General features: G+C 40.8%; 19 protein-coding genes. 14 read left to right on the top strand and 5 right to left on the bottom strand.

Annotation, left to right across the window (positions count from 1 at the left end; translation table 11 throughout):
• Positions 1–28: 28 nt before the first annotated feature.
• Both clpX and yihA read left to right on the top strand, forming a co-directional pair.
• Positions 29–1,270, top strand: coding sequence for an ATP-dependent Clp protease ATP-binding subunit ClpX (gene clpX, locus FFM66_RS07150; protein WP_048602974.1), 1,242 nt, complete (start codon positions 29–31; stop codon positions 1,268–1,270).
• A gap of 71 nt (positions 1,271–1,341) precedes the next feature.
• A complete protein-coding gene (gene yihA, locus FFM66_RS07145) occupies positions 1,342–1,941 on the top strand; it encodes a ribosome biogenesis GTP-binding protein YihA/YsxC (protein WP_137605458.1) in 600 nt (199 codons plus the stop codon).
• Here yihA and FFM66_RS11370 read toward each other — a convergent pair.
• Complete coding sequence (locus tag FFM66_RS11370; protein WP_171000818.1) at positions 1,938–2,102, bottom strand: SPJ_0845 family protein; 165 nt, start codon at positions 2,100–2,102, stop codon at positions 1,938–1,940. The two genes, yihA and FFM66_RS11370, sit on opposite strands and share 4 nt — an antisense overlap.
• 143 nt (positions 2,103–2,245) lie before the next feature.
• Here FFM66_RS11370 and FFM66_RS07140 point away from each other — a divergent pair, with 143 nt between their 5' ends.
• Positions 2,246–3,574, top strand: a complete 1,329-nt coding sequence (locus FFM66_RS07140) for a hypothetical protein (protein ID WP_137605457.1) — start codon at positions 2,246–2,248, stop codon at positions 3,572–3,574.
• Positions 3,575–3,578: 4 nt separating this feature from the next.
• Positions 3,579–3,743, top strand: coding sequence for a hypothetical protein (locus FFM66_RS11365; RefSeq protein ID WP_171000817.1), 165 nt, complete (start codon positions 3,579–3,581; stop codon positions 3,741–3,743).
• 39 nt (positions 3,744–3,782) lie between these two features.
• Here the strand turns inward: FFM66_RS11365 and FFM66_RS07135 are convergent, their stop codons facing one another.
• The 3 genes from FFM66_RS07135 to FFM66_RS07125 all read right to left on the bottom strand — a co-directional run bounded on the left by FFM66_RS07135 (position 3,783) and on the right by FFM66_RS07125 (position 7,439).
• A complete protein-coding gene (locus tag FFM66_RS07135; protein WP_137605456.1) occupies positions 3,783–5,687 on the bottom strand; it encodes a PTS fructose transporter subunit IIABC in 1,905 nt (634 codons plus the stop codon).
• An 85-nt stretch (positions 5,688–5,772) separates the two neighbouring features.
• Positions 5,773–6,687, bottom strand: a complete 915-nt coding sequence (gene pfkB / locus FFM66_RS07130; RefSeq protein WP_137605455.1) for a 1-phosphofructokinase — start codon at positions 6,685–6,687, stop codon at positions 5,773–5,775.
• The gene (locus tag FFM66_RS07125; RefSeq protein ID WP_048602969.1) at positions 6,684–7,439 is read right to left on the bottom strand and encodes a DeoR/GlpR family DNA-binding transcription regulator; all 756 of its coding nucleotides are present in this window, start codon (positions 7,437–7,439) and stop codon (positions 6,684–6,686) included. The genes pfkB and FFM66_RS07125 overlap by 4 nt, the downstream gene beginning before the upstream one ends.
• 231 nt (positions 7,440–7,670) lie before the next feature.
• Here FFM66_RS07125 and FFM66_RS07120 point away from each other — a divergent pair, with 231 nt between their 5' ends.
• Positions 7,671–9,140 (top strand): alpha-amylase, encoded by a 1,470-nt coding sequence (locus FFM66_RS07120; RefSeq protein WP_137605454.1) that lies wholly within the window; start codon positions 7,671–7,673, stop codon positions 9,138–9,140.
• Positions 9,141–9,180: 40 nt separating this feature from the next.
• Here FFM66_RS07120 and FFM66_RS07115 read toward each other — a convergent pair whose 3' ends face one another.
• Positions 9,181–10,728, bottom strand: a complete 1,548-nt coding sequence (locus FFM66_RS07115; protein WP_171000816.1) for a ClC family H(+)/Cl(-) exchange transporter — start codon at positions 10,726–10,728, stop codon at positions 9,181–9,183.
• Between the two features lie 215 nt (positions 10,729–10,943).
• Between FFM66_RS07115 and pcrA the strand changes: the two genes are divergently transcribed.
• The 9 genes from pcrA to FFM66_RS11490 all read left to right on the top strand — a co-directional run bounded on the left by pcrA (position 10,944) and on the right by FFM66_RS11490 (position 22,495).
• A complete protein-coding gene (gene pcrA / locus FFM66_RS07110; protein WP_137605452.1) occupies positions 10,944–13,178 on the top strand; it encodes a DNA helicase PcrA in 2,235 nt (744 codons plus the stop codon).
• A 15-nt stretch (positions 13,179–13,193) separates the two neighbouring features.
• Entirely contained in the window at positions 13,194–15,227 is a 2,034-nt protein-coding gene (gene ligA / locus FFM66_RS07105) for an NAD-dependent DNA ligase LigA (protein WP_137605451.1), read from the top strand.
• Positions 15,217–16,314: a CamS family sex pheromone protein gene (locus FFM66_RS07100; RefSeq protein ID WP_137605450.1), complete on the top strand. Its 1,098-nt coding sequence runs from the start codon at positions 15,217–15,219 to the stop codon at positions 16,312–16,314. Before ligA ends, FFM66_RS07100 begins: the two co-directional genes overlap by 11 nt.
• A gap of 89 nt (positions 16,315–16,403) precedes the next feature.
• Positions 16,404–16,709: an Asp-tRNA(Asn)/Glu-tRNA(Gln) amidotransferase subunit GatC gene (gatC, locus tag FFM66_RS07095; protein ID WP_048602963.1), complete on the top strand. Its 306-nt coding sequence runs from the start codon at positions 16,404–16,406 to the stop codon at positions 16,707–16,709.
• The gene (gatA, locus tag FFM66_RS07090; protein ID WP_137605449.1) at positions 16,709–18,181 is read left to right on the top strand and encodes an Asp-tRNA(Asn)/Glu-tRNA(Gln) amidotransferase subunit GatA; all 1,473 of its coding nucleotides are present in this window, start codon (positions 16,709–16,711) and stop codon (positions 18,179–18,181) included. The genes gatC and gatA overlap by 1 nt, the downstream gene beginning before the upstream one ends.
• Positions 18,178–19,608, top strand: a complete 1,431-nt coding sequence (gatB, locus tag FFM66_RS07085; RefSeq protein ID WP_048602961.1) for an Asp-tRNA(Asn)/Glu-tRNA(Gln) amidotransferase subunit GatB — start codon at positions 18,178–18,180, stop codon at positions 19,606–19,608. Before gatA ends, gatB begins: the two co-directional genes overlap by 4 nt.
• Before the next feature lie 11 nt (positions 19,609–19,619).
• The gene (locus FFM66_RS07080) at positions 19,620–20,660 is read left to right on the top strand and encodes a diacylglycerol kinase (protein ID WP_048602960.1); all 1,041 of its coding nucleotides are present in this window, start codon (positions 19,620–19,622) and stop codon (positions 20,658–20,660) included.
• An 85-nt stretch (positions 20,661–20,745) separates the two neighbouring features.
• Positions 20,746–22,119, top strand: a complete 1,374-nt coding sequence (rlmD, locus tag FFM66_RS07075) for a 23S rRNA (uracil(1939)-C(5))-methyltransferase RlmD (RefSeq protein ID WP_137605448.1) — start codon at positions 20,746–20,748, stop codon at positions 22,117–22,119.
• Between the two features lie 247 nt (positions 22,120–22,366).
• The gene (locus FFM66_RS11490) at positions 22,367–22,495 is read left to right on the top strand and encodes a hypothetical protein (RefSeq protein WP_048602958.1); all 129 of its coding nucleotides are present in this window, start codon (positions 22,367–22,369) and stop codon (positions 22,493–22,495) included.
• Positions 22,496–22,597 lie beyond the last annotated feature (102 nt).

The raw sequence follows: 22,597 nt of genomic DNA, 5'->3' as shown, positions 1-22,597 counted from the left end.
AGCTTGGAAAATTCAAGAGGTGAAAACCATGTACGACAATTCTAACGGTAGTGAAACAGTACGCTGTTCTTTTTGCGGTAAAACACAAGAAGAAGTCAAAAAGATCGTAGCTGGTCCCGGCGTCTACATTTGTAACGAGTGTATTGATTTGTGCAAGGAGATCATTGATGAGGAATTATATGAAGAAGCGGTCCGTGAATTTACGGAAGTGCCGAAACCTCAAGAGATCTTAAGTATTTTAAATGATTATGTTATCGGACAAGACCGTGCGAAAAGAGCATTGGCGGTGGCGGTTTATAACCATTACAAACGGGTAAATGCAGAAGTAACGTCAGAAGACGAAGTAGAATTGCAAAAGAGCAATATTTGTCTAATTGGCCCAACTGGTTCTGGAAAGACCTTTTTAGCGCAAACCTTAGCAAAAACCTTGAACGTGCCTTTTGCGATTGCTGATGCGACAAGTTTGACTGAAGCAGGCTACGTTGGGGAAGATGTTGAAAATATCTTGCTAAAACTATTACAGGCAGCCGATTACAATGTTGATCGCGCAGAAAAAGGCATCATCTATATTGATGAAATTGATAAAATTGCCCGTAAAAGTGAAAATGTATCGATCACTCGGGATGTTTCCGGTGAAGGCGTACAGCAAGCGTTACTGAAAATTTTAGAAGGTACCGAAGCGAGTGTGCCTCCGCAAGGCGGACGCAAACATCCCCATCAAGAAATGATCCAAATCGATACGACAAATATTTTGTTTATCGTAGGTGGCGCCTTTGATGGCATCGAAACCATTGTAAAAAATCGAATGGGTGAAAAAACAATCGGTTTTGGTACCAACAATCGGAAAATCGGTGAAAATGAAAGTGTGATGCAACACATCATTCCGGAAGATTTACTGAAATTTGGGTTGATTCCTGAATTTATCGGACGTTTGCCGGTAATGGCAGCATTGGATAAATTAACCAATGAAGATTTGGTTCGTATTTTGACCGAACCTAAAAATGCTTTAGTTAAGCAATATAAAAAATTGCTGGCACTAGATGAAACAAAGTTAGAATTTGAACCGACAGCGCTAAAAGCGATTGCTGACAAAGCCATCGAACGAAATACCGGCGCTCGAGGCTTGCGTTCGATCATTGAAGATATCATGATGGATGTGATGTTTGATATTCCATCTGAAACAGGGATTGAAAAGGTGATTATCACTGAACTGGCAGCCAAAGGACAGGGCCAACCAGAAATCGTCTACACAGAGAAAAAAGCAGGATAACAAAAGAAAGCCGGTCGACGAAATTCTCGTCCCGGCTCTCTGTTTGTCATTCGTTTGAAAGGAGTAAAAACATGAAAGTTCACTCAGCCGAAATCGTGATCAGTGCAGTTGCACCGAAACAATATCCCGAAAGCCAACTGCCGGAAATTGCCTTGGCAGGTCGCTCCAATGTGGGGAAATCTTCTTTCATCAATACGTTGATTGATCGGCGGAATTTGGCACGAACCTCGTCCAAACCCGGAAAAACCCAGACGTTGAATTTTTATTTAATTGAAGAAAGTTTGTATTTTGTCGATGTCCCAGGATATGGTTATGCAAAAGTTTCAAAAACCGAACGGGCAAAGTGGGGAAAAATGATTGAAACATATATCACTCAGCGGGAGCAACTAAAAGCGGTCGTCTCCTTAGTTGATATGCGTCATGCCCCTAGTCAAGAAGATATTCAGATGTATCAATTTTTGAGCTATTATCATATACCAATCATCGTTGTCGCCACCAAAGCAGACAAAATTCCCCGAGGAAAATGGAACAAACATGAATCAATGATCAAAAATGCATTGAATTTTAATCCAAGAGATCAGTTTATTATTTTCTCTTCTGTGACAAAAGAAGGAAAAGAAACTGCTTGGCAGGCTATTGAAGAAGCAATCAAAAACGACCAACACGTTTAATCGTCTTGGTCGTTTTTTTTGTCTTTTGTCTTTTTTTCTGGTTTTAGAAAACGTTCAATTGCTTTATTTTCTTCCACTACTTTTTCTTTTTGATCGGGTAAAATGGCGAATTCTTCAAACATTTTATCCAATGAATCTTCACGTTGAAATTTTAAGCCCATGATTGCCACCTCCGCTAGGTCTAGTTTAGCACGAAATGCTTCTTTTTTCATTGCTTTTGCTAGAACCTATTTCTTTTTTTTCTTGTGCGTTTTCGTTATAATTAGATTAGCAAATGATTAAAAAACGAAAGGAGAGGGGAAAAATGCAAAAAACCGAACGTGTGATGGCGACGATTCAATATCGTTCTTTATCCAAAAAAATGATTCAGCGGCACACGCAGGATTGGTTTGTTCTGATTCGTTTATTGTATGAACCAATCTATATGAAAATCGCAGAGGAATCCTATACCCAATTTTCCCTGATTCGTTGCCGAGAAACTATTGAGCAATTAGGCACTCATGAAGATTTTTCGATCATTGTTGGAAATGGGACGAATGAGTCCACCTTTTATTTGTTTGAAGGAGAGTTATTAGAAAAGCACATTATTCAAAGGAAGATTTTTGAAGAAAAACGAGAATTATTTCTCAATTACGTAGAAACGCAGGCTCACCAAAAGGGATTGTTTGCGTCGATTCGCTCCTATGATGAATATCTCTATCACAATACAGAAAAGATTGAACAGCGATTACTTTTTGAGACACAAGAAGAAGTAGATGAGTTGCCAAAAAGGAAAAACTTTCGTGGAGAAGTGATTGTAGACTGCAATCAATTTTCTGGGTACGATGTGAATTATCGTGGATTCTGGCTGACTTCGTGTTGGCGGCTCTATTTTCATACTAGCTACCACCAAATCATTCCTCTGCCTTTATTTGCCGATATTCAGCAGGTGGAACGGGTACAGCAAATCGATGAGCTGGTAATTATTGAATTATACAAAGATCCTTTTCGTTGGGATGAGTCGGCAAATGCGGACTATCAACGGTTGTTTCGTGATCAAATTGGGATCGATCAATTGGCATGGGACAATGGCGTGGGAATTTTTCGGGAACCATTTGTAGAATATGCATTTAATGGCAATATGATTCAAACTGTGCAATACCAAAATGATCGCTTGCAGCCAATCGAAAAGAAAAAAGCTTCCCATTTTGTTACACGGACGTATGATATCGTTCGCCGTCATTATCAGGAAAAACGAGTGAAGGGCGAACTAAATGCACGAGCTTATTTTCCCTGGGTAGATGAACAAGGAATGAAGATGATGAATTATCTTGTGTTAAATCCTGAATATGCCATTGATGAAGGATTTTCGGCGTACATGTATTATATTCGCAACTATTTGGAAATCAATGTTTGTGATGAAAATTATCCTGAATTCAAGGCGATTTTGACGATTTATATTCCGGACGACTATTTAAAAAAAATCCCCTTCAAAAAATTGAAGGAAACTATGACGGATATTCGCTTTAGTCGTTTAAGACAGCGAAAAGGAAAATCCTTCTTTGATTTAAAGAAAGGGAAAAACCATTTACGTGTTGTTTTCATGAATTATTCGACCTTTGAACAACTGGAAACAAGAGGACTAGGAGGCTGATTGAATGGATGATAAATTATTTTTAAAAGTGATGCTGCCGATTGCAGTACTCGCATTTTTCTTATTTTTACTGCCTGACTTTGCTTTGAAAATTCCGATTGGCCTTGTTTCTTTTGTCGGTGGTTTGGCACTTTGTTATTATCTTGAAAGAGAAGTGAAAAAAGAATGAGTAACGCCCCGTATCGCTAGAGGATACGGGGCGTTAAAGTTAATTAATTTTTTTCTTCAAAAGTCCAAAGATTACACCGGAAATAAGTGATCCAATCAGAATAAATAAAAGATAAAGCAGCGGATTGCTTAGTAAGAATACCACGAAAATCCCACCGTGAGGAGCTAATAATTTAATTCCTAAAGCACCTACTAATGCTCCTGTCACCGCTGAACCGGCAACAAAACTTGGAATTGCCCGCAATGGGTCAGCTGCTGCAAAAGGGATTGAACCTTCTGTTACAAAGGAGAGGCCCATCACGATATTGGTTAAGCCAGCATCCAGTTGGTCTTGGGTAAACTTATTTTTAAAAAGACGAGTAGCGACAAAAATTGCTAATGGAGGTACCATTCCGCCAGCCATGACCGCTGCCATGACAACACTTCCGCCGTCGGCTACGGTACTGGCCAAGGTAGCTGTACCGAAAACATAAGCGGCTTTATTGATCGGTCCGCCAAGGTCGGTCGCCATCATTCCGGCCAGCAAAGCACCTAACAATGCCGCATTGGTTCCGCTCATGCCCGTTAAGAAGCTGTTCAAGCCATCATTAATGATTTTCATGGGAATATTGATGACCAACATCATCAGACCAGTGATGATCAAGCCAAACACCGGATAGAAAAGGATTGTTTTGATTCCATCTAACGATTTTGGTAATCCTTTGAAAATCTTTCGTAAAAATAAGACAACGTAGCCGGCCAAAAAGCCGCCAACAAGTGCACCTAAAAATCCGGCACCTCCGGTATTTGCCAACGCACCGGCTGCAAAACCAACGACTAATCCTGGACGATCAGCAATACTGGAAGCGATAAATCCAGCAAGAACCGGTAACATGAAACCAAAAGCGGCACTGCCGATTTGATTGAACCAACTGGCCACTTCATTGTAATTTCCTAAATCAGCTAAATTGGCTTGTGGCACACCTAAGGATTGATCAATCAGGAAGGAGAGGGCGATTGCAATCCCACCACCGATTACGAAAGGTAACATATGCGAAACACCATTCATCAAATCTTTATAGATTCGTTGCCCAACAGTTCCATCTGCTTGGTGAGAATCGGCGGCTGCTTGCCCATCTCCATGAAATAGAGGTGCCTTTCCACTGAGGGCTTCATTGATTAATTCTTCTGGTTTACGGATGCCGTCACTTACAGGGCGATTGACTAAAGGTTTGCCATCAAACCGATTCATCTCCACTTTTTTATCGGCGGCAACAATGACTCCTTTGGCACGAGCAATATCTTCATCAGTTAGTCGATGCTTGATTCCTTCCGATCCGTTTGTTTCAACTTTGATAGCCACGCCCATTTCTTTGGCTTTTTTCTTTAAAGCATCCTCTGCCATATAGGTGTGGGCGATGCCGGTTGGACAAGCAGTGACTGCTACGATATAGGGTTGATCTTCTTTTTCAGTTGTTTCTGCTGTTTCGGCTTTTTCTTCGGCTTCTTTGTCCGCCTCCGCCTCTTGAAAAAGTTTTTGGACATCATCAGGTGTTTCGGCTTTCTTTAAACGGTCGACAAATTCTGGATCCACCAACAGTCGTGCTAATTGTGCTAAGGCTTGCAGGTGAGTATCATTTGCGCCTTCTGGAGCAGCGATCATAAAGAAAAGATAGGTTGGTTGTCCGTCCAACGCTTCGTAATCCAATCCTTTGTTACTTTTTGCAAAAAGAACAGTTGCTTCTTTTACAGCCGCATTTTTTGCATGGGGCATAGCGATTCCGTCACCTAAACCTGTTGAAGTTTGGGCTTCACGTGCCAAAATGCCTTCTTTGTAGGTAGCAATATCTGAAATACGACCAGTATCAAACATTTTTTGAACCATTTCATCAATGGCACCTTGTTTGTCGGTTGCTTGCAAATCCATGATCATTGCATCTTTAATCAATAAATCCTTGATGTTCATTTTTCTCCTCCTCTTTTTAATACAAAACGGCATCGTTCGTCATTGGGTATTTCTCTTTGTTAAAAATAATCAGTTGCTCTTACTCTTAGTCAATAGGTGTAACCTTGACTTCGGGTAATAAACTGTCAATGAATTCTTTCGTTGCCAAATCATCGGAAAAAGCAGAGGCACTGCCACAAGCAACTCCCCATTTGAAAGCGGAAAGGGCATCTTGTGTTTTGGCATATTCACCGATAAAACCAGCAATCATCGAATCACCGGCACCCACTGAATTTTTTACTGGACGTTTTAATACGTTGGACTGATAGATTCCATCTTGTGTAAACAGCAAGGCGCCGTCACCAGCCATTGAAATAATTGCATGTTGCGCTCCGTCTTCTAAAAGTTTTTTTCCAAAAGGCAGGATTTCTGCGATTGTTGTGAAGCTGGTTTGGTAAAGTTCCGCTAGCTCGTGGTTATTTGGTTTCACTAATAGTGGGTGCTGCTCCAAAGACTGTAAAAGGTCTTTGCCAGTCGTATCAATGATAAAGTCAGCCCCGTTGCGTTTAACAAGGGTAACCAACTCGTTGTAGAAACCTTCAGGAAGATTTGCTGGTTTGCTGCCGGAAAGAATGACGATATCTCCTTTACCAGCTTTTTCTAAGTTTTTTTTCAACTGCTCGATTTCTTGTGAAGAAATGTCTGGTCCTAACCCGTTGATTTCCGTTTCAGTATCTGATTTGAGTTTGATATTGATTCGGGTATCGTTTTTGACTGAAGTAAATTGTTGAGTGATACCTTCTTCAGTCAGCCAGTCATGAATAAAGCGGCCGGTAAATCCCCCTAAAAAGCCGGTAGCGACTGAATCTTGGCCTAAGCGTTTTAAAATTCGGGAGACATTCAGTCCTTTTCCACCGGGAAGCTTGAGATCTTTTGTCATGCGATTCAGAGCGTCCACTTGAAAATGGTCGACGTGAACGATAAAGTCGATGGATGGATTAAGAGTAACGGTGTAAATCATTGTTTGACCTCCATAATAGTAGTTTCGGGATAAAGGGAACGATAGCCATCAGGAACGTGATCGGTAATCAGCGTGATGCTGCTGTCTAAAGGTGCTACCTGCGTAAAAGTGATTTGCTGAAATTTTGAGTGATCAATCAAAACAAACGTTTGTTCACTATTCTCAATTGCTAATCGTTTCAAAGCAGCTTCTTCTGGATCAGGGGTAGTAAGTCCGCAGTGATCTTCCACACCGTTCATCCCTAAAAACGTTTTGTTAAAACGGTATTGTTTTAACTGCTGTGCGCTGGTAGACCCCATCGCAGCATTTGTTGAAAGTTTTATCGTTCCACCGATAATAATCGTTGCTATTTGTCGATCAATCAGTAGAGCAGCATGTTTGACAGAATTAGTCACAACTTTAAGATCAAAATGAGTCGGCAATAGTGGGATCATTTCGTAGGTGGTGGATCCGGCATCTAAATAGATGACTTCATTTTTATGAAGCTGATTCACTGCTTGTTGTGCGATTGCTTTTTTTTCTGTTGCGTTTTTCTGGGTTTTTTCCAGCATCGTTGGTTCCACACCGAGACGCTGAATCTTTTTAGCACCGCCGTGGATGCGGGTTAAGAGTTGTTGATCTTCCAATTCTTGAAGATCACGGCGAATCGTCGACTCGGAGGCCCCAAGAGCATTAGTCAGTTCATGAAGTTTGACGATGTTTTTTTCTTCTAATAGGGAGAGAATTTTTTGTTGGCGTTCCTCTGTAAGCATTTGCATTCACCTCTTCGTTTTTTATCCTAGCATATTCTTTTTATTTATTCAATCAAAAACAATCAAATTATTTCAAAAACGGTCACCTCGATCCCTACGAATCCGCCATAAACGAGCAGAGAAGCAATCATACGGATTTCTTTTGACTTTTTTTCTGCTTCTTGGCTTAATGGAAGAAGGACCATTTGCTAAAAAAGTGCAATAACAGTCACGGGATTAGGAGGATAGATAATGAACAATCAATTAATCTTACAAGCGTTTCAATGGGAATTGCCTGCTGACGGCACTCATTGGCAAACGATAAAAGAGAAAGCCGCAGCGTTGCAACAGTTAGGGATCACCGCCGTTTGGCTGCCGCCAGCTTCTAAAGGTGCTGCCGGATCAGAAGATGTGGGATACGGCACGTATGATCTGTATGATTTAGGAGAGTTTGATCAAAAAGGAAGCGTTGCTACGAAGTATGGAACGAAAGCAGAATATTTAGCAGCGATTCAAGCCTTGCAAAATCAAGGAATCGCGGTATATGGGGATATAGTGTTCAATCATTTTATGGGAGCAGACGAGATAGAGCGAGTCTCGGCGGTAGAATACAATTGGGATAATCGTAACCAAGCAATCAGCGGAGAAGAAGAAATTGAAGCTTGGACCAAATTCACTTTTCCCGGTCGCCAAGGAAAATACAATACGTATTCTTGGACTTGGAAAAACTTTTCTGGAGTAGACTATGATGCTCGACGATCTAATCATGCGATTTTTAATTTTGCTGATAAAGGTTGGGACGAAGAGGTCGATAGGGAAAAAGGGAATTTTGACTATTTGATGGGCTGTGATCTGGATATGGAGAATCCTGAGACGGCAGAGCAATTAAATAAATGGGGAAAATGGTATTTGGAAGAAACAAATGTCAATGGTTTCCGTTTAGATGCAGTCAAACATATCCAATTTGATTTTTTTGTGGATTGGTTGTTGCAGCGGCGAAAAGAAAAAAAAGATTCCTTGTTTGTTGTCGGGGAATATTGGGCGGATGAAGTAACTAAATTGGAGGAGTATATTGATGCTTCCGGTAATTTGATTGCACTTTTTGACGTTCCTTTGCATTTTAATTTTTATCGTGCCAGTTCGTCGATGGGAAGTTTTGACATGCGGGAAATTTTTGCGAATACCCTGATTGCTTCTCGTCCAGATTATGCGGTGACTTTTGTTGATAACCATGATACGCAAAAGGGGCAGAGTTTGGAGTCGTGGATTGATGGCTGGTTCAAGGTACATGCTTATGCCTTGATTTTATTGCGCAAGGCAGGAATTCCAACCGTTTTTTGGGGAGATCTTTATGGAATTCCAACACAAAAAATTAATCCTGTCGGTCAAGATCTTGAGACCTTGATGGCAATCCGACAACAATTAGCGTTTGGTAATCAAGTGGATTATTTTGATGACCCCGATCGGATTGGTTGGGTGATGACAGGAGATTTTGAGCATGAGTATTCAGGATTTGCCGTACTCATGACGAATGGGTCTGGTGGTGAAAAAGAAATGACCATCAGCGGTATCCATGCAGGAAAAACTTTCGTGGACGTGTTGAACAATCAGCAAGAAAAGGTTGTCCTTGATGAAAACGGCAAAGGGGTTTTTCCTGTGAAGGATGGCTCCATTTCTGTTTATTTAAACGAAGAAATTGCTGCTGATTTTGGCTATAATTAAAAAGAACCTTCCCGATTTAGTTGCCGGGAAGGTTCTTTTTTTAGATCAATGTCTTTGCTGAACGTTGTTGAATCGTTTGCCGAACTTCTGCAACATTGGTATCGTCAGTCAGAATCCGCAATGTGTCTCCTAACTTCATAATGGTATCCCCGTGAGTCAGTAGTTCGTGATCTCCCCGTCGAATCGAAATCAGCAGCATATTTGCCGGCCAATTAAAGTCACGAATCATCAGTCCATCCAAAGAGCTTTCAACGGTAATCGGCCATTCAAGTACAAGTTTTTTTCCTTGAATATCAGAAGGTTTAGTTTGCACCAATCGTTCTAATAGTGATTCATAGATTGGATTGCCGCCTAATAAATCCACCACGACATACGCAACCAGCGCAACAACTCCCAACGGCATCAAGTGAACTAACGAGCCGACCATTTCTGTCACTAAGACGATTGCTGTTAGTGGTGCCTTGCCGATTGCTGCAAAGTAGCCGGCCATTGCCACGATGATAAAATTCTTAACAAAAATCGGATCAATGTGAAACCAAAGAACTGCTGCCGTGCCGAACAAACTACCTAAAACAGCACCTAATGTCAAAATAGGCAAAAAGATTCCTCCCGGTAAAGATGAGCCGTAGGAAATCATTGAGAAAACAAAACGTAGCAAGAAAAGTCCCAGCATAATTAGTAAGGTCGGCGAAGCTTGTCCTAACTGAATCACGATTTGATTTCCACCGCCCAAACTATCAGGAAAGAACCAACCAATCGGGATCACCAGCAAAAAAGGAATCAAGCCATGAAGGTACTCTGGAAGTGGTAATTTATGAAACCATTTTGACAATGATAATAATACAAGCTGATAGAAGCGCCCTAAGAGTCCTAAAAAAATACCTAAAAGAATTAACAACCAATAATACCGCAAGGGCAAGGATTCGATTGCGCCTAAATGAAGAACCGGCTGCAAACCAAAAATTGTTAATGAAACAAAATTTGCAGTAATGGCTGAGGCGAAAGAAGTCAACCAAACAAGAGGCGAAAAATTATGATGTACTTCTTCTACGACAAAAAGCAATCCAGCAATCGGTGCGTTGAAGGCGGCGGCAAGTCCTGCGCTGGCACCACTGGAAATCAGAACTTTTGTCTCAGAATTTTCTGCCTGCCATTTTTTGGCAAAACCTTGTCCGACACTGGCACCCAGTTGGATTGATGGTCCTTCACGCCCTAAAAACAATCCCATGCCGACAGAAAGCACACCGCCGATAAATTTTTTCCATAAAGCGGGGAACCAGGGAACGTGGATTTCATCCCGTAGCTGACCCTCGACTTGGGGAATCCCGCTACCTTTGATGTCCGGTTCACTTTTTACCAGTAGACCGACAAAAACAGCAATGATAGATGAAAGTAGTATCCAAGGAATCAGCCACAACGGTTCCTCATGAAAAAAAAGGTACGCATCAGTCACCCAAGTGCTCAAGGTTGCAATAAACAACCGAAAGAGACTAACAATGAAGCCGGCACAAGCACCCACTAAAACCCCTTTTCCAATATATTTTATTCGTGTTTCATCTAAATAGTTTATTTTACTCATTTTTTTCACTCATTTCCTTATTTAATGTAGCTTGTTTTTATTGTGCTGACAAGGGTAATCCGAAGAAAAAAGGAGATTCAGAAAAAATAAAAATGATTTTCATTGTTTCTTAGAAGAATAGTTGGGGTTTTATTGAAATTTAAAAAAGTTTTCCTATTAGCCGTTTTATGACAAGAGGGAAAATGCTATAATTGGGAGGATTGAAATGGAAAGGATGTTTCGTTATGTCATCCAGGAAAAACTTGCTACAAGGGATGAATCCCAAACAAAAAGAAGCCGTGCAGCAAACAGAAGGACCATTATTATTGATGGCCGGAGCCGGTAGCGGAAAAACCCGCGTATTGACCCATCGAATTGCTTATTTAATTGAAGAAAAGGAAGTTAATCCTTGGAATATTTTAGCAATCACCTTTACAAATAAAGCAGCAAAAGAAATGAAGGAACGTGTTGGAAATCTGCTGGGTGCAGAAGGAGCAGACGTCTGGGTTTCGACTTTCCACTCCATGTGTGTGCGGATTTTGCGCCGGGATGTCGATTTCATCGGTTACTCGCGAAATTTTACAATCATCGATTCATCAGAACAATTGACATTGATGAAACGAGTGCTAAAAGAATTGAATATTGATCCAAAGAAATACGATGCCCGATCGATTTTAGGCGCAATCTCCAATGCAAAAAATGCTTTGCAGACGCCTGACGATGTAGAAGCTTTACAAGGCAGCTTTTTTGAACAAATCGTTGCTCGTTGTTATCACCTGTATCAAAAAGAATTGCGAACCAATCAGTGTATGGATTTTGATGATCTGATTATGAATACGATTCGTCTCTTCAATGAGCATCCAGATTCTTTGACCTATTACCAGTCTAAATTTCATTATATCCACGTCGATGAATACCAAGACACGAACCATGCGCAGTATACATTGGTCAATATGCTTGCGGCTCGTTTCCGCAATTTGTGTGTTGTTGGTGATGCAGATCAAAGTATCTATGGTTGGCGGGGAGCCGATATGCAGAATATTTTGGATTTTGAAAAAGATTATCCAGATGCATCTGTTATTTTATTAGAACAAAATTATCGTTCCACCAAAACGATTTTGGCTGCGGCAAACCAAGTGATTCAAAATAATCGCAACCGGAAAGAAAAGCAACTGTGGACGGAAAACAACGACGGAGAAAAAATCACCTATTATCGTGGAGACAATGAACGGGACGAGGGACAATTTATCGTTTCAGAGATTTTGCGTCAGATTAGTGACAATCAACGAAAATACGGCGATTTCGCAGTGCTTTATCGAACCAATGCGCAATCACGTGTCGTGGAAGAAACTTTCTTAAAAGCCAATATCCCTTATAAAATGGTTGGCGGGCACAAATTCTACGACCGCAAAGAAATTAGAGATATTTTGGCTTATTTGCAAGTGATTGCCAATCCCAAAGACTCAATCAGTTTTGAACGAATCGTCAATGTACCCAAACGTGGTGTCGGACCGGGCTCTATTGAAAAATTACGGGATTTTGCTGCACTTCATGAATTTTCATTGCTAGAGGCTACTGAAAATGTCCAGTTAGCTAATATTTCTGGAAAAGCTGGTCGGGAATTAGGCGATTTCGGGGAAATGATCGCAGATTTTTCGAAGATGGTTCCTTTTCTGTCAGTGACAGAATTAACCGCCGAAGTTTTGACTAAATCCGGCTATGAAGATGAATTGAAACGACAAAATACGTTGGAGGCACAAACTCGTTTAGAAAACTTAGAAGAGTTTCTTTCAGTGACGCAGGAATTTGATAAACGTTTTGAACGAGAAGAAATGGAAGCTGAAGATAAATTAACAATCTTCCTTAATGATTTGGCGCTGTTATCGGATGTTGATAGTTACGAAGAAGAAGCCAGCCAAGTCACTTTGATGACCCTGCATGCAGCAAAAGGCTTGGAGTTTTCAGTTGTCTTTTTAGTAGGGATGGAAGAAGGCGTCTTTCCTCTTTCCCGTGCCTTGCTGGAAGAAGCAGAATTAGAAGAAGAACGACGATTGGCTTATGTCGGGATCACTCGAGCTGAAGAAGAATTATATTTGACAAATGCTTTTTCTCGAACTTTATATGGGCGAACGCAGTATAATCGTCCGTCTCGTTTTATCGAAGAGATTGAAGGAGAATTACTGGCTAATAAGGGAAGCCGAACGGGCAGTATTCATCAAAAACCTGTGCGAACTTTTGATCCTAAAGTCTTCAAACCTGCTTATGTACAGCCAACACAGCGGGTTGTATCCAGCCGTCAAGAAACTGGTGGAGATTCCGCTGATTGGAAAGCCGGCGATAAAGTGAAACATAAGAAATGGGGAATCGGCACGGTGGTTCGTACAAACGGTACAGCCAAAGATGTAGAGTTGGATGTTGCTTTTCCTGAACAAGGTGTTAAAAAATTATTGGCGGCTTTTGCCCCAATCGAGAAATTATAAGAAAGGACAGCTGATATGAGCCAACCAGAAATAAATAAGATTTCCGAAAAGGCAGAAAAAATCAGAGAGCAGTTGAATCGCTACGCCTATGAGTATTATGTTCAAGATCAACCGACAGTAGAAGATTATATCTATGATCGGCTGTACCATGAATTGGCGGAGATTGAAGCGCAATATCCACAGCTCGTTACTGCTGACTCGCCCACACAGCGAGTCGGTGGACAAGTGCTTCAAGGCTTTGAAAAAGCAGTCCATGATCGTCCTCTTTACAGTTTGAGTGATGTATTCAGCAAAGAAGAGATTATTGCTTTTGACGAACGGGTAAAGAAGGCGCTGGGAGAACAAGTCTCTTACGTGTGTGAATTGAAAATCGATGGACTTTCTATTTCGTTGCGTTACGAAGAAGGAATCTTCGTTCGAGGAGCGACTCGAGGAGACGGCACCGTAGGAGAAAATATCACGGAGAACCTGAAAACCGTCAAATCGATTCCTTTGCGTTTACAAGAACCGATATCTGTTGAGGTTCGCGGCGAATGCTATATGCCGAAAAAATCTTTTGTTTCGCTAAATGAACAAAGGGAAGAAGCTGGGTTGGATGTTTTTGCGAATCCGAGAAATGCCGCTGCCGGAAGTTTACGGCAGCTAGATACTAAAATTACGGCAAAACGTAACCTTAACACTTTTTTGTATACGGTAGCTGATTTTGGTCCATTGGAAGCACAAACCCAATTTGATGCGCTAAATGAATTAGCGCGGATCGGTTTTCGTACCAATCCGGAAAAACGTCTATGCAAAAATGTAGAAGAAATCTGGGCATACATTGAAGAATACCATGAAAAACGATTAGACCTGCCTTATGAAATTGATGGCGTTGTTATCAAGGTCAACGATTTCAATCAGCAGGATCAACTTGGCTTTACTGTAAAAGCGCCTCGTTGGGCAACGGCTTATAAATTTCCTCCTGAAGAAGCTCAAACAACAATTGAAACGATCGAATGGACGGTCGGCCGTACCGGTGTTGTAACGCCAACTGCGGTAATGACCCCAGTTCGTGTGGCTGGAACAACAGTTAGTCGTGCCTCGTTGCACAATGTTGATTACATCAAGATGAAGGATATCCGTTTACAGGATAGAGTAGTGATTTATAAAGCTGGGGATATTATTCCTGAAGTGGCACAAGTTTTGATCGACGAACGTCCAGCGGATAGCCAGCCTTATCAGATTCCGACCCATTGCCCAATTTGCAATAGTGAATTGGTTCATTTGGACGAAGAAGTTGCCCTGCGGTGTATTAATCCAAAATGTCCTGCGCAAATCAAAGAAGGCTTGAGTCATTTTGTTTCGCGAAATGCTATGAACATTGATGGGTTAGGTCCACGGGTTTTAGCTCAAATGTACGATCGTGGACTGGTTAAAGATGTCGCTGATTTGTATTCGTTAACGGAGGAACAACTGCTCACCTTAGATAAGATAAAAGAAAAATCAGCCAATAATTTATTGACCGCTATCGCACAGAGTAAAGAAAATTCAGTGGAACGTTTGCTGTTTGGTTTGGGAATCCGCCATGTCGGCAGCAAAGCTGCGAAAATTCTAGCTGAATATTTTGGTAATTTATGGCAGGTTGCTGAGGCGAAAAAAGAAGAAATCATTCAGCTTGATGCAATCGGAGAGATCATCGCAGATAGTTTGGTGACTTATTTTGCTAATGAGGAGGTCCATGAACTTCTTCGTGAATTGGCCGAAGCTGGTGTCAATTTTGCCTATCAGGGAAAAACTATCAGGGAGCTTGAAAAAATAGAGTCTCCTTTTAAGGATAAAACAGTTGTTTTAACTGGAAAATTAACGCATTTTACGCGAGAAGAAGCAAAAGAGCGAATCGAAAACCTAGGGGGAAAAGTCACTGGTAGTGTTTCGAAGAAAACCGATATTGTCGTTGCCGGTGAAGAGGCAGGAAGTAAATTAGTCAAGGCGCAAACTCTTGGCGTCACTGTTTGGAATGAAGCAGAAATGGTCGCAGCAATCGAAGGGAGTCATGAAGATGAAAACTAAAAAAATACTTCTGTTGGGTGCGACCATATTTTTCTTAAGTGCCTGTGGAAATTTAGAAAATGGGATTTCCAATGTAAATGAAGGCGAGAAGACCAGTGGGGGAAGTATCACTACTGGTCGGGTGGATAATTCCGCTTACCAGGCATTGATGAAAGACGGACAATACCAAACCAGTGCTGCCCGCAAGTTAAATGCAGAGAAAATGACCGGCGGCTACAACCAGCAGAATTTTGAAGATGGGTTGTTACGGCTTTCTCATGAAACCTTTTCGGTGGATTCGTATTATTTCCAAGAAGGACAAAAAATTGATGAGGAGACCCTTCGTTCTTGGTTGGATCGGGCAAGTGATGATAATCCGGATGGGCTTAATCCCAAAGATGAAAAAAAGCCGATTATCTTTCAGCAGTTGATGGAACAAGATTTCATTAAGGAAGACGGCAAAACCTTGGGAGGAATCAGTTTAGGCTTTGCATTTAATTCGGTGGATTATTCGGGAGATGAAGCAGTTGAAATCTCTCGGGATGAAATCATGGCAAATGCTCGTAAAACTGTCAATGCTGTACTGACCCGTGTGCGGAAAATTTCAGGTCTGGAAAAAGTGCCGATTATGGTTGGACTGTTTGAACAAGCAGCTAGAGAAGACATTCGAGGCGGAAATTATATTTATTCTGCTGTGAGCAAGGATGGCGGGACGACCATTGATCAGTTTGATAGGGTCACTGAAGCGCACGTCACTTTACCAGTGGCTTCTGGAGAGAAAAACAATGCGACACAAGATGGTTTGAATACGAAATTTACCAGCTTTCGTGATGCCATACAAGGTTTCTTCCCAGAATTAGCGGGAGTAACCGGTAGTGCTTATTATGTCGAAGATCAGGTGCAAGCAGTAACAATGAGCATCTATTCAAAATATTATAGTAAAACTGAGATTACCAGTTTTACCCAATTTATTGGAAAACAAATCGAATCAATTTTTGAGGGGACTTCCGGGACAATCGAGGTTCAAATCAATTCCATCGACGGTCCGCAAGCCTTTATAGCAAAAAAAGCAGGGGAAAAAGAAGTAATTTCCTATGTTTTTAATTAGTTACTTGCAAAATTGCGTGAAGTATTTCATTATAAGTAAGGAAAATCAAAAAAAGAGTTGTACGAAGATTTTTAGAAAGAAGGGGTACAATGGCGATTAGTGAAGAACAAGTCAAACATGTAGCAAAATTAGCAAAGTTATCTTTTTCAGATGCTGAGCGACATGAATTCACAACGCAATTAGGAAAAATCATCGATATGGTGGAATTACTCGATGAGGTAGACACACAAGGAGTGCCGTTCACTTCAAATGTTGTTGAAACAGTGAATGTTATGCGACCAGATCGCGCGCAAGCCGGTTGGAATCGTGATGAATTATTAAAAAATGTTCCAGAATCAGAAGATGGCTTTATTAAAGTACCGGCAATCATCGAAAATGGGGAGGCTGGTGCATAATGGAAAAACTATATGACAAAACTTTAGAGGAATTACACGCATTGCTTGTTTCAAAAGAAATCACTTCAGTGGATTTGACTAAAGCAATTTTTGATCGGATCAAAGAAACAGAACCGGAAATCGATGCGTTCATCACCACAGTAGAAGAAAAAGCTATGGCCCAAGCAAAAGCGATTGATGAAAAAGGAATTTCAGAAGACAACGTATTGGCAGGAATTCCTATTGGGATCAAAGATAATATTGTTACAAAAGATATTCTGACGACAGCAGCTTCAAAAATCCTGTCAAATTTTGAACCAATCTATGATGCAACTGTCATGGATAAATTGTATCAAGCAGATATGATTCCAGTTGGTAAATTGAATATGGATGAATTTGCGATGGGGGGCAGTACTGAGACCTCTTATTTCAAGAAAACAAAAAATGCATGGGATCATTCTAAAGTTCCTGGCGGTTCTTCAGGTGGTTCGGCTGCAGCTGTTGCGGCCGGTCAAATTCCAGTTTCATTAGGGAGTGACACAGGTGGTTCGATTCGTCAGCCAGCTTCATTCAACGGAATCGTGGGCATGAAGCCGACTTATGGCCGTGTGTCTCGTTTTGGCTTGATTGCTTTTGCTTCCTCATTGGATCAAATCGGACCAATGACCCGTACCGTCAAAGACAATGCCTTGGCACTAAATGCCATCAGTGGTTTTGATGAAAAGGACGGTACATCTTCCGGTATTTCTGTTCCTGATTTTACTGAAGGATTGACGGGAGAAATCAAAGGAATGAAAATTGCTTTGCCAAAAGAATATTTAGGCGAAGGGGTTCAACCCGGCGTGAAGGAAGCAATTTTGAAAGCTGCAGAAACCTTTAAAGAATTAGGGGCAACAGTGGAAGAGGTCAGCTTGCCTCATTCAAAATATGGCGTAGCTGTCTACTACATTATTGCTTCATCAGAAGCAAGTTCAAATCTGCAACGTTTTGATGGAATCCGTTATGGCTTCCGATCTGAAAATGTCAAAAATTTGGAAGATGTTTATGTAAATTCTCGTAGTGAAGGGTTTGGTACCGAAGTAAAACGTCGGATTATGTTGGGGACTTTCTCATTAAGTGCTGGCTATTATGATGCCTACTTCAAAAAAGCCGGTCAAGTTCGGACAATGATCAAACAGGACTTTGAAAAAGTTTTTGCAGATTACGACTTGATTATTGGTCCAGCATCACCGACTGTAGCTTTTGGAATCGGTGAAAACATCAACGATCCAATCACTATGTATATGAGTGATATTTTGACGATTCCTGTAAACTTAGCAGGACTTCCTGGAATGTCAGTTCCAGCAGGTTTCTCGGAGGGCTTACCTGTAGGATTACAAATCATCGGCAAGCACTTTGATGAAGCAACGATGTACAAAGCAGCCTATGCCTTTGAACAAGCAACAGAATTTCACAAGAAAAAACCAGCGATTTTAGGGGGAAATGCGGAATGAATTTTGAAACAGTCATTGGATTAGAAGTCCACGTAGAATTAAAAACCAACTCTAAAATCTTTTCACCGGCACCCGCTCATTTTGGAGCAGAACCAAACAGCAATACCAATGTAATCGACTGGGGATATCCAGGTGTGCTACCGGTTATGAACAAAGCCGCAGTAGAATTTGGAATGAAAGCTGCCCTTGCGTTAAACTGCGAAATTTCAAGAGACACGCATTTTGACCGGAAGAATTATTTTTACCCTGACAATCCCAAAGCATATCAAATTTCACAATTCGATCAACCTATTGGGCATGATGGATGGATTGAAATTGAGGTTGAAGGCAAGAAGAAAAAAATTCGAATTGAACGAGTCCATTTAGAAGAAGATGCCGGAAAAAATATGCATGGTATCGGCGGTTACTCTTATGTTGATTTGAACCGTCAGGGAACACCGTTGATCGAAATCGTTTCTGAAGCAGATATGCGTTCACCAGAAGAAGCTTATGCCTATTTGGAAGCCTTACGTTCCATCATCCAGTTTACGGAAGTTTCCGATGTGAAGATGGAAGAAGGCTCCATGCGCTGTGATGCGAATATTTCTTTACGTCCTTATGGGCAAGAAGAGTTCGGAACAAAAACTGAATTAAAAAATCTGAACTCCATGAGCTTTGTAAAAAAAGGATTAGCATTTGAAGAAGTACGGCAAGCAAAGGTTCTGTTATCTGGTGGAGAAATTCAGCAAGAAACCCGCCGTTTTGACGAAACTACCAATAAAACACTTTTGATGCGTGTGAAAGAAGGGTCAAGTGATTATCGTTACTTCCCAGAACCTGATATTCCGCGATTCGTTATTGATGATGAGTGGATTGCTCGAGTAAAGGCAACCCTGCCTGAATTACCAGCTGCTCGCAGAGTACGTTATGTCAATGAACTTGGCTTGCCAGAATACGATGCAAAAGTGCTGACTCTATCAAAAGAAATGTCGGATTTCTTTGAAGAAACATTGAAAGATGGCGCAGATGCCAAGCAAGCCTCCAACTGGTTGATGGGTGAAGTTTCTGCTTATCTAAATAGTGAAAAACTTGAGTTGGCTGAAACGAAATTGACACCAAGCAATTTGGCGGGGATGATCCAATTGATTGCAGACGGTACCATCAGTTCAAAAATTGCGAAAAAAGTTTTCCGTGAATTAATTACTAACGGTGGCAGTGCCAAAGAAGTGGTGGAAGCAAAAGGATTGATCCAATTGTCAGATCCTGCACAGCTTTTACCGATCATCAATGAAATTTTAGATAAAAACCAACAATCAATTGAAGACTTCAAAAACGGGAAAGATCGTGCCGTTGGTTTCTTAGTAGGGCAGCTTATGAAAGCCACGAAAGGAAAGGCAAATCCGGCAGTTGTAAATAAACTGTTGCAAGAAGAATTAGCAAAACGGTAAGAGGGGCAATCATGAAAAAAGCTAGAGTAATCTATAATCCAACTTCAGGAAAAGAAACCCTTAAAAGAAATCTTGCAGACATTTTAGATGTATTGGAACGTGCTGGCTATGAAGCCAGCGCGTTTGCCACTACACCGGAACCAAATTCCGCAATGTTTGAAGCAAAACGTTCGGGAGAGGCTGGCTTTGATCTTGTGGTGGCAGCTGGAGGAGACGGCACGATCAATGAGGTTGTCAACGGTATCGCACCTTTGGCGAATCGTCCAAAAATGGCAATTATCCCAGCTGGAACAACGAATGATTATGCTCGAGCATTGAAAATTCCAAGAGATAATATTCGTGATGCCGCCGAAGTGATTTTGAAAAATCAGACAATCAAAATGGACATCGGAAAAACGACAGATAATTATTTCATTAACATCGCTGCGGGGGGACATCTGACAGAATTGACCTATGATGTACCTTCTGAATTGAAGAGTACCTTTGGTTATTTGGCTTATCTTGTTAAGGGAGCAGAGTTGCTGCCGCGAGTTAAACCAATCAAGATGCACCTCAAATATGACGATGGAGAATATGATGGAAACGCCTCAATGTTTTTCTTAGGATTAACCAATTCAGTTGGCGGCTTCGAGCAAATCGTTCCTGATGCTACCTTAGATGACGGAAAATTCTCTTTGATTATTGTGAAAACTGCCAATATTTTTGAAATCGTTCATTTAGTGGCGCTAATGTTAAATGGCGGCAAGCATGTCAATGACAAACGGTTGATCTATACGAAAACGTCGAAGCTGGTAGTTGAAGCACCAACTTCAGAAGGACGGTTAATGATCAATTTAGACGGGGAATACGGCGGTGATGCACCGATGACCTTCGAAAATCTCCATCAGCATATTGAAATGTTTGCCAATATTGATGAAATACCAGATGATGCGCTAGTTGGTACTGAGGAAGAGGATTACGAAGAAGTCAGCAAAGGATTTATCAAAGAGGTAGAACGGCTGACGGATGAGGATATTGATGGCGACGGCAAAGTTGCTGAAGAAAAAAAGTAAATTAAAGCACTTTACTTTGCACGAAAAGCGTAGTAAAGTGTTTTTCTATTGCATGGTCACAAAAGTCAAAAATTAGGAGTAAATAATGAAAGACTACCCAATCAAAAAAAATGAACAGCATACGGTGGAGATCATCGATTTGACCCATGAAGGTATGGGAATTGCTAAATTTGATCACTATCCTGTATTTATTGAAAATGCATTACCTGGCGAAAAAGTCCGCATCAAAATTTTAAAAGTTGGACCTAAATTTGGCTTTGGAAAAATCAGCGAATGGCTTGAAAAAAGTCCAGATCGTCAAGAAGTTGTCAATGAAGAATTACTTCGTACTGGAATTGCACCTTTAAGCCATCTAAGCTATGAACAACAGCTTTTATTCAAGCAAAAACAAGTGAAAAATCTTCTGCAACGGGTGGCAAAATTGCCGGATGTTCCTGTTTTGGATACGATTGGTATGGCGGTACCTTCCCATTATCGGAACAAAGCACAAATTCCTGTCAAAAAAATTGACGGCAAGCTACAAACAGGTTTTTACCGAAAAAATAGTCATGATCTTGTGCCTATTGAGGATTTCTATATTCAGGATCCAGCAATTGATGCTGCTATCATCACTGTTCGTGAGATTTTGCAACGCTTCAACGTAAAAGCCTATAATGAAGAAGCACATGAAGGTTTCTTACGGCACATCGTTATTCGTCGCGGACATTACTCCCATCAAATGATGGTGGTTTTGGTGACCAAAAAAGAGAAATTCTTTAAAGGAAAAGAAATTGCATCCGTAATCCATGATGAAATTCCTGATGTAGTTTCTGTGATCCAAAATATCAATGAAGAAAAAACCAATGTCATTATGGGAGAAAAGGAAGTTATTTTGTATGGTCAAGCCTACATTGAAGATCAACTTTTAGGCAATACGTACCGAATTTCAGCGAAATCCTTCTACCAAGTCAATACCCAGCAAACAGAATTGCTGTATCAAACAGCTATTGATTTTGCTGATCTGCAAAAGGATGATATTGTAGTCGATGCTTATTCAGGTATCGGAACTATCGGATTGTCGGTAGCCAAACGAGTAGCCCATGTTTACGGAATGGAAACCATTGAAAGTGCTGTTGCCGATGCAAAATATAATGCTGAAAAAAATGGAATCGACAATGCAACCTATTTAGTCGGAAAAGCAGAAAAAGTTATGCAGCAGTGGGCACGAGAAGATGTGAATCCTACTGTGATTTTCGTTGATCCCCCCCGCAAAGGACTGGAACCAAAATTCATTGAAGCTGCCAGTGATGTAGCTCCGGAAAAAATTATTTATATTTCTTGCAACCCGGCAACTCTTGCTCGTGATTTGGCACTTTTTGCTGAAAAAGGCTATGAGACTAAAAAGATTCAGCCAATTGATTTGTTCCCACAAACATATCATGTGGAGTCAGTAAGTTTGCTTACTCGAGTGGAGAAGTAATTGAATTGATAGCTTTTCGAGAATTTGGATCTTAATCTGAATTCTCGATTTCTTTACTTAGGAGTGCTAACTTCAAGAAGAATTTGAGTTTACGCAACGAGGCTCTCTATCTAAAAGTCATTATTGCCAAGTGTTTTATATTCTGCTATCATGAGATTTTGTGATGTGGATAATGGAACTACTCCATTGATAGAAAATGAAAAGAGAAGCGTCGGTTGAGTAATAAGCCGTGAAGGTGGTGGAACAAATGAATTCAAAAGAAAAAATGTTAGAATTAATCAAGAAGAAACAGGGTGGCGGCAGATCCAAACAGATGGATACCCCGAAAAATGATCGCAAGCATATGCGAAAAGGTCCTAAAATTTTCAATAAATAAAGGTATAAAAACGGCGTACATTTTGTGGCTCTTTGTCAAATAGTGTTGTTTTGAATTAAATCTGGAAAAGAGAGCATTCCGGTGTTCTCTTTTTTTGTTATT

The organism is Enterococcus songbeiensis (assembly GCF_005405265.1).
GTDB lineage: Bacteria > Bacillota > Bacilli > Lactobacillales > Enterococcaceae > Enterococcus_C > Enterococcus_C songbeiensis.
This window is presented reverse-complemented; position numbering and strand designations above follow the sequence as displayed.

What these genes read in the sequence shown, in the direction of transcription:
- yihA (WP_137605458.1), top strand. Translation starts at nt 1,342, where the DNA reads ATGAAAGTTCACTCAGCCGAAATCGTGATCAGTGCAGTTGCACCGAAA.
- gatC (WP_048602963.1), top strand. Translation starts at nt 16,404, where the DNA reads ATGGCGATTAGTGAAGAACAAGTCAAACATGTAGCAAAATTAGCAAAG.
- ligA (WP_137605451.1), top strand. Translation starts at nt 13,194, where the DNA reads ATGAGCCAACCAGAAATAAATAAGATTTCCGAAAAGGCAGAAAAAATC.
- FFM66_RS07080 (WP_048602960.1), top strand. Translation starts at nt 19,620, where the DNA reads ATGAAAAAAGCTAGAGTAATCTATAATCCAACTTCAGGAAAAGAAACC.
- FFM66_RS11365 (WP_171000817.1), top strand. Translation starts at nt 3,579, where the DNA reads ATGGATGATAAATTATTTTTAAAAGTGATGCTGCCGATTGCAGTACTC.
- FFM66_RS11370 (WP_171000818.1), bottom strand. Translation starts at nt 2,102, where the DNA reads ATGGGCTTAAAATTTCAACGTGAAGATTCATTGGATAAAATGTTTGAA.
- FFM66_RS07120 (WP_137605454.1), top strand. Translation starts at nt 7,671, where the DNA reads ATGAACAATCAATTAATCTTACAAGCGTTTCAATGGGAATTGCCTGCT.
- FFM66_RS07140 (WP_137605457.1), top strand. Translation starts at nt 2,246, where the DNA reads ATGCAAAAAACCGAACGTGTGATGGCGACGATTCAATATCGTTCTTTA.
- FFM66_RS07100 (WP_137605450.1), top strand. Translation starts at nt 15,217, where the DNA reads ATGAAAACTAAAAAAATACTTCTGTTGGGTGCGACCATATTTTTCTTA.
- clpX (WP_048602974.1), top strand. Translation starts at nt 29, where the DNA reads ATGTACGACAATTCTAACGGTAGTGAAACAGTACGCTGTTCTTTTTGC.
- FFM66_RS11490 (WP_048602958.1), top strand. Translation starts at nt 22,367, where the DNA reads ATGAATTCAAAAGAAAAAATGTTAGAATTAATCAAGAAGAAACAGGGT.
- FFM66_RS07135 (WP_137605456.1), bottom strand. Translation starts at nt 5,687, where the DNA reads ATGAACATCAAGGATTTATTGATTAAAGATGCAATGATCATGGATTTG.
- pcrA (WP_137605452.1), top strand. Translation starts at nt 10,944, where the DNA reads ATGTCATCCAGGAAAAACTTGCTACAAGGGATGAATCCCAAACAAAAA.
- FFM66_RS07125 (WP_048602969.1), bottom strand. Translation starts at nt 7,439, where the DNA reads ATGCTTACAGAGGAACGCCAACAAAAAATTCTCTCCCTATTAGAAGAA.
- gatB (WP_048602961.1), top strand. Translation starts at nt 18,178, where the DNA reads ATGAATTTTGAAACAGTCATTGGATTAGAAGTCCACGTAGAATTAAAA.
- gatA (WP_137605449.1), top strand. Translation starts at nt 16,709, where the DNA reads ATGGAAAAACTATATGACAAAACTTTAGAGGAATTACACGCATTGCTT.
- pfkB (WP_137605455.1), bottom strand. Translation starts at nt 6,687, where the DNA reads ATGATTTACACCGTTACTCTTAATCCATCCATCGACTTTATCGTTCAC.
- rlmD (WP_137605448.1), top strand. Translation starts at nt 20,746, where the DNA reads ATGAAAGACTACCCAATCAAAAAAAATGAACAGCATACGGTGGAGATC.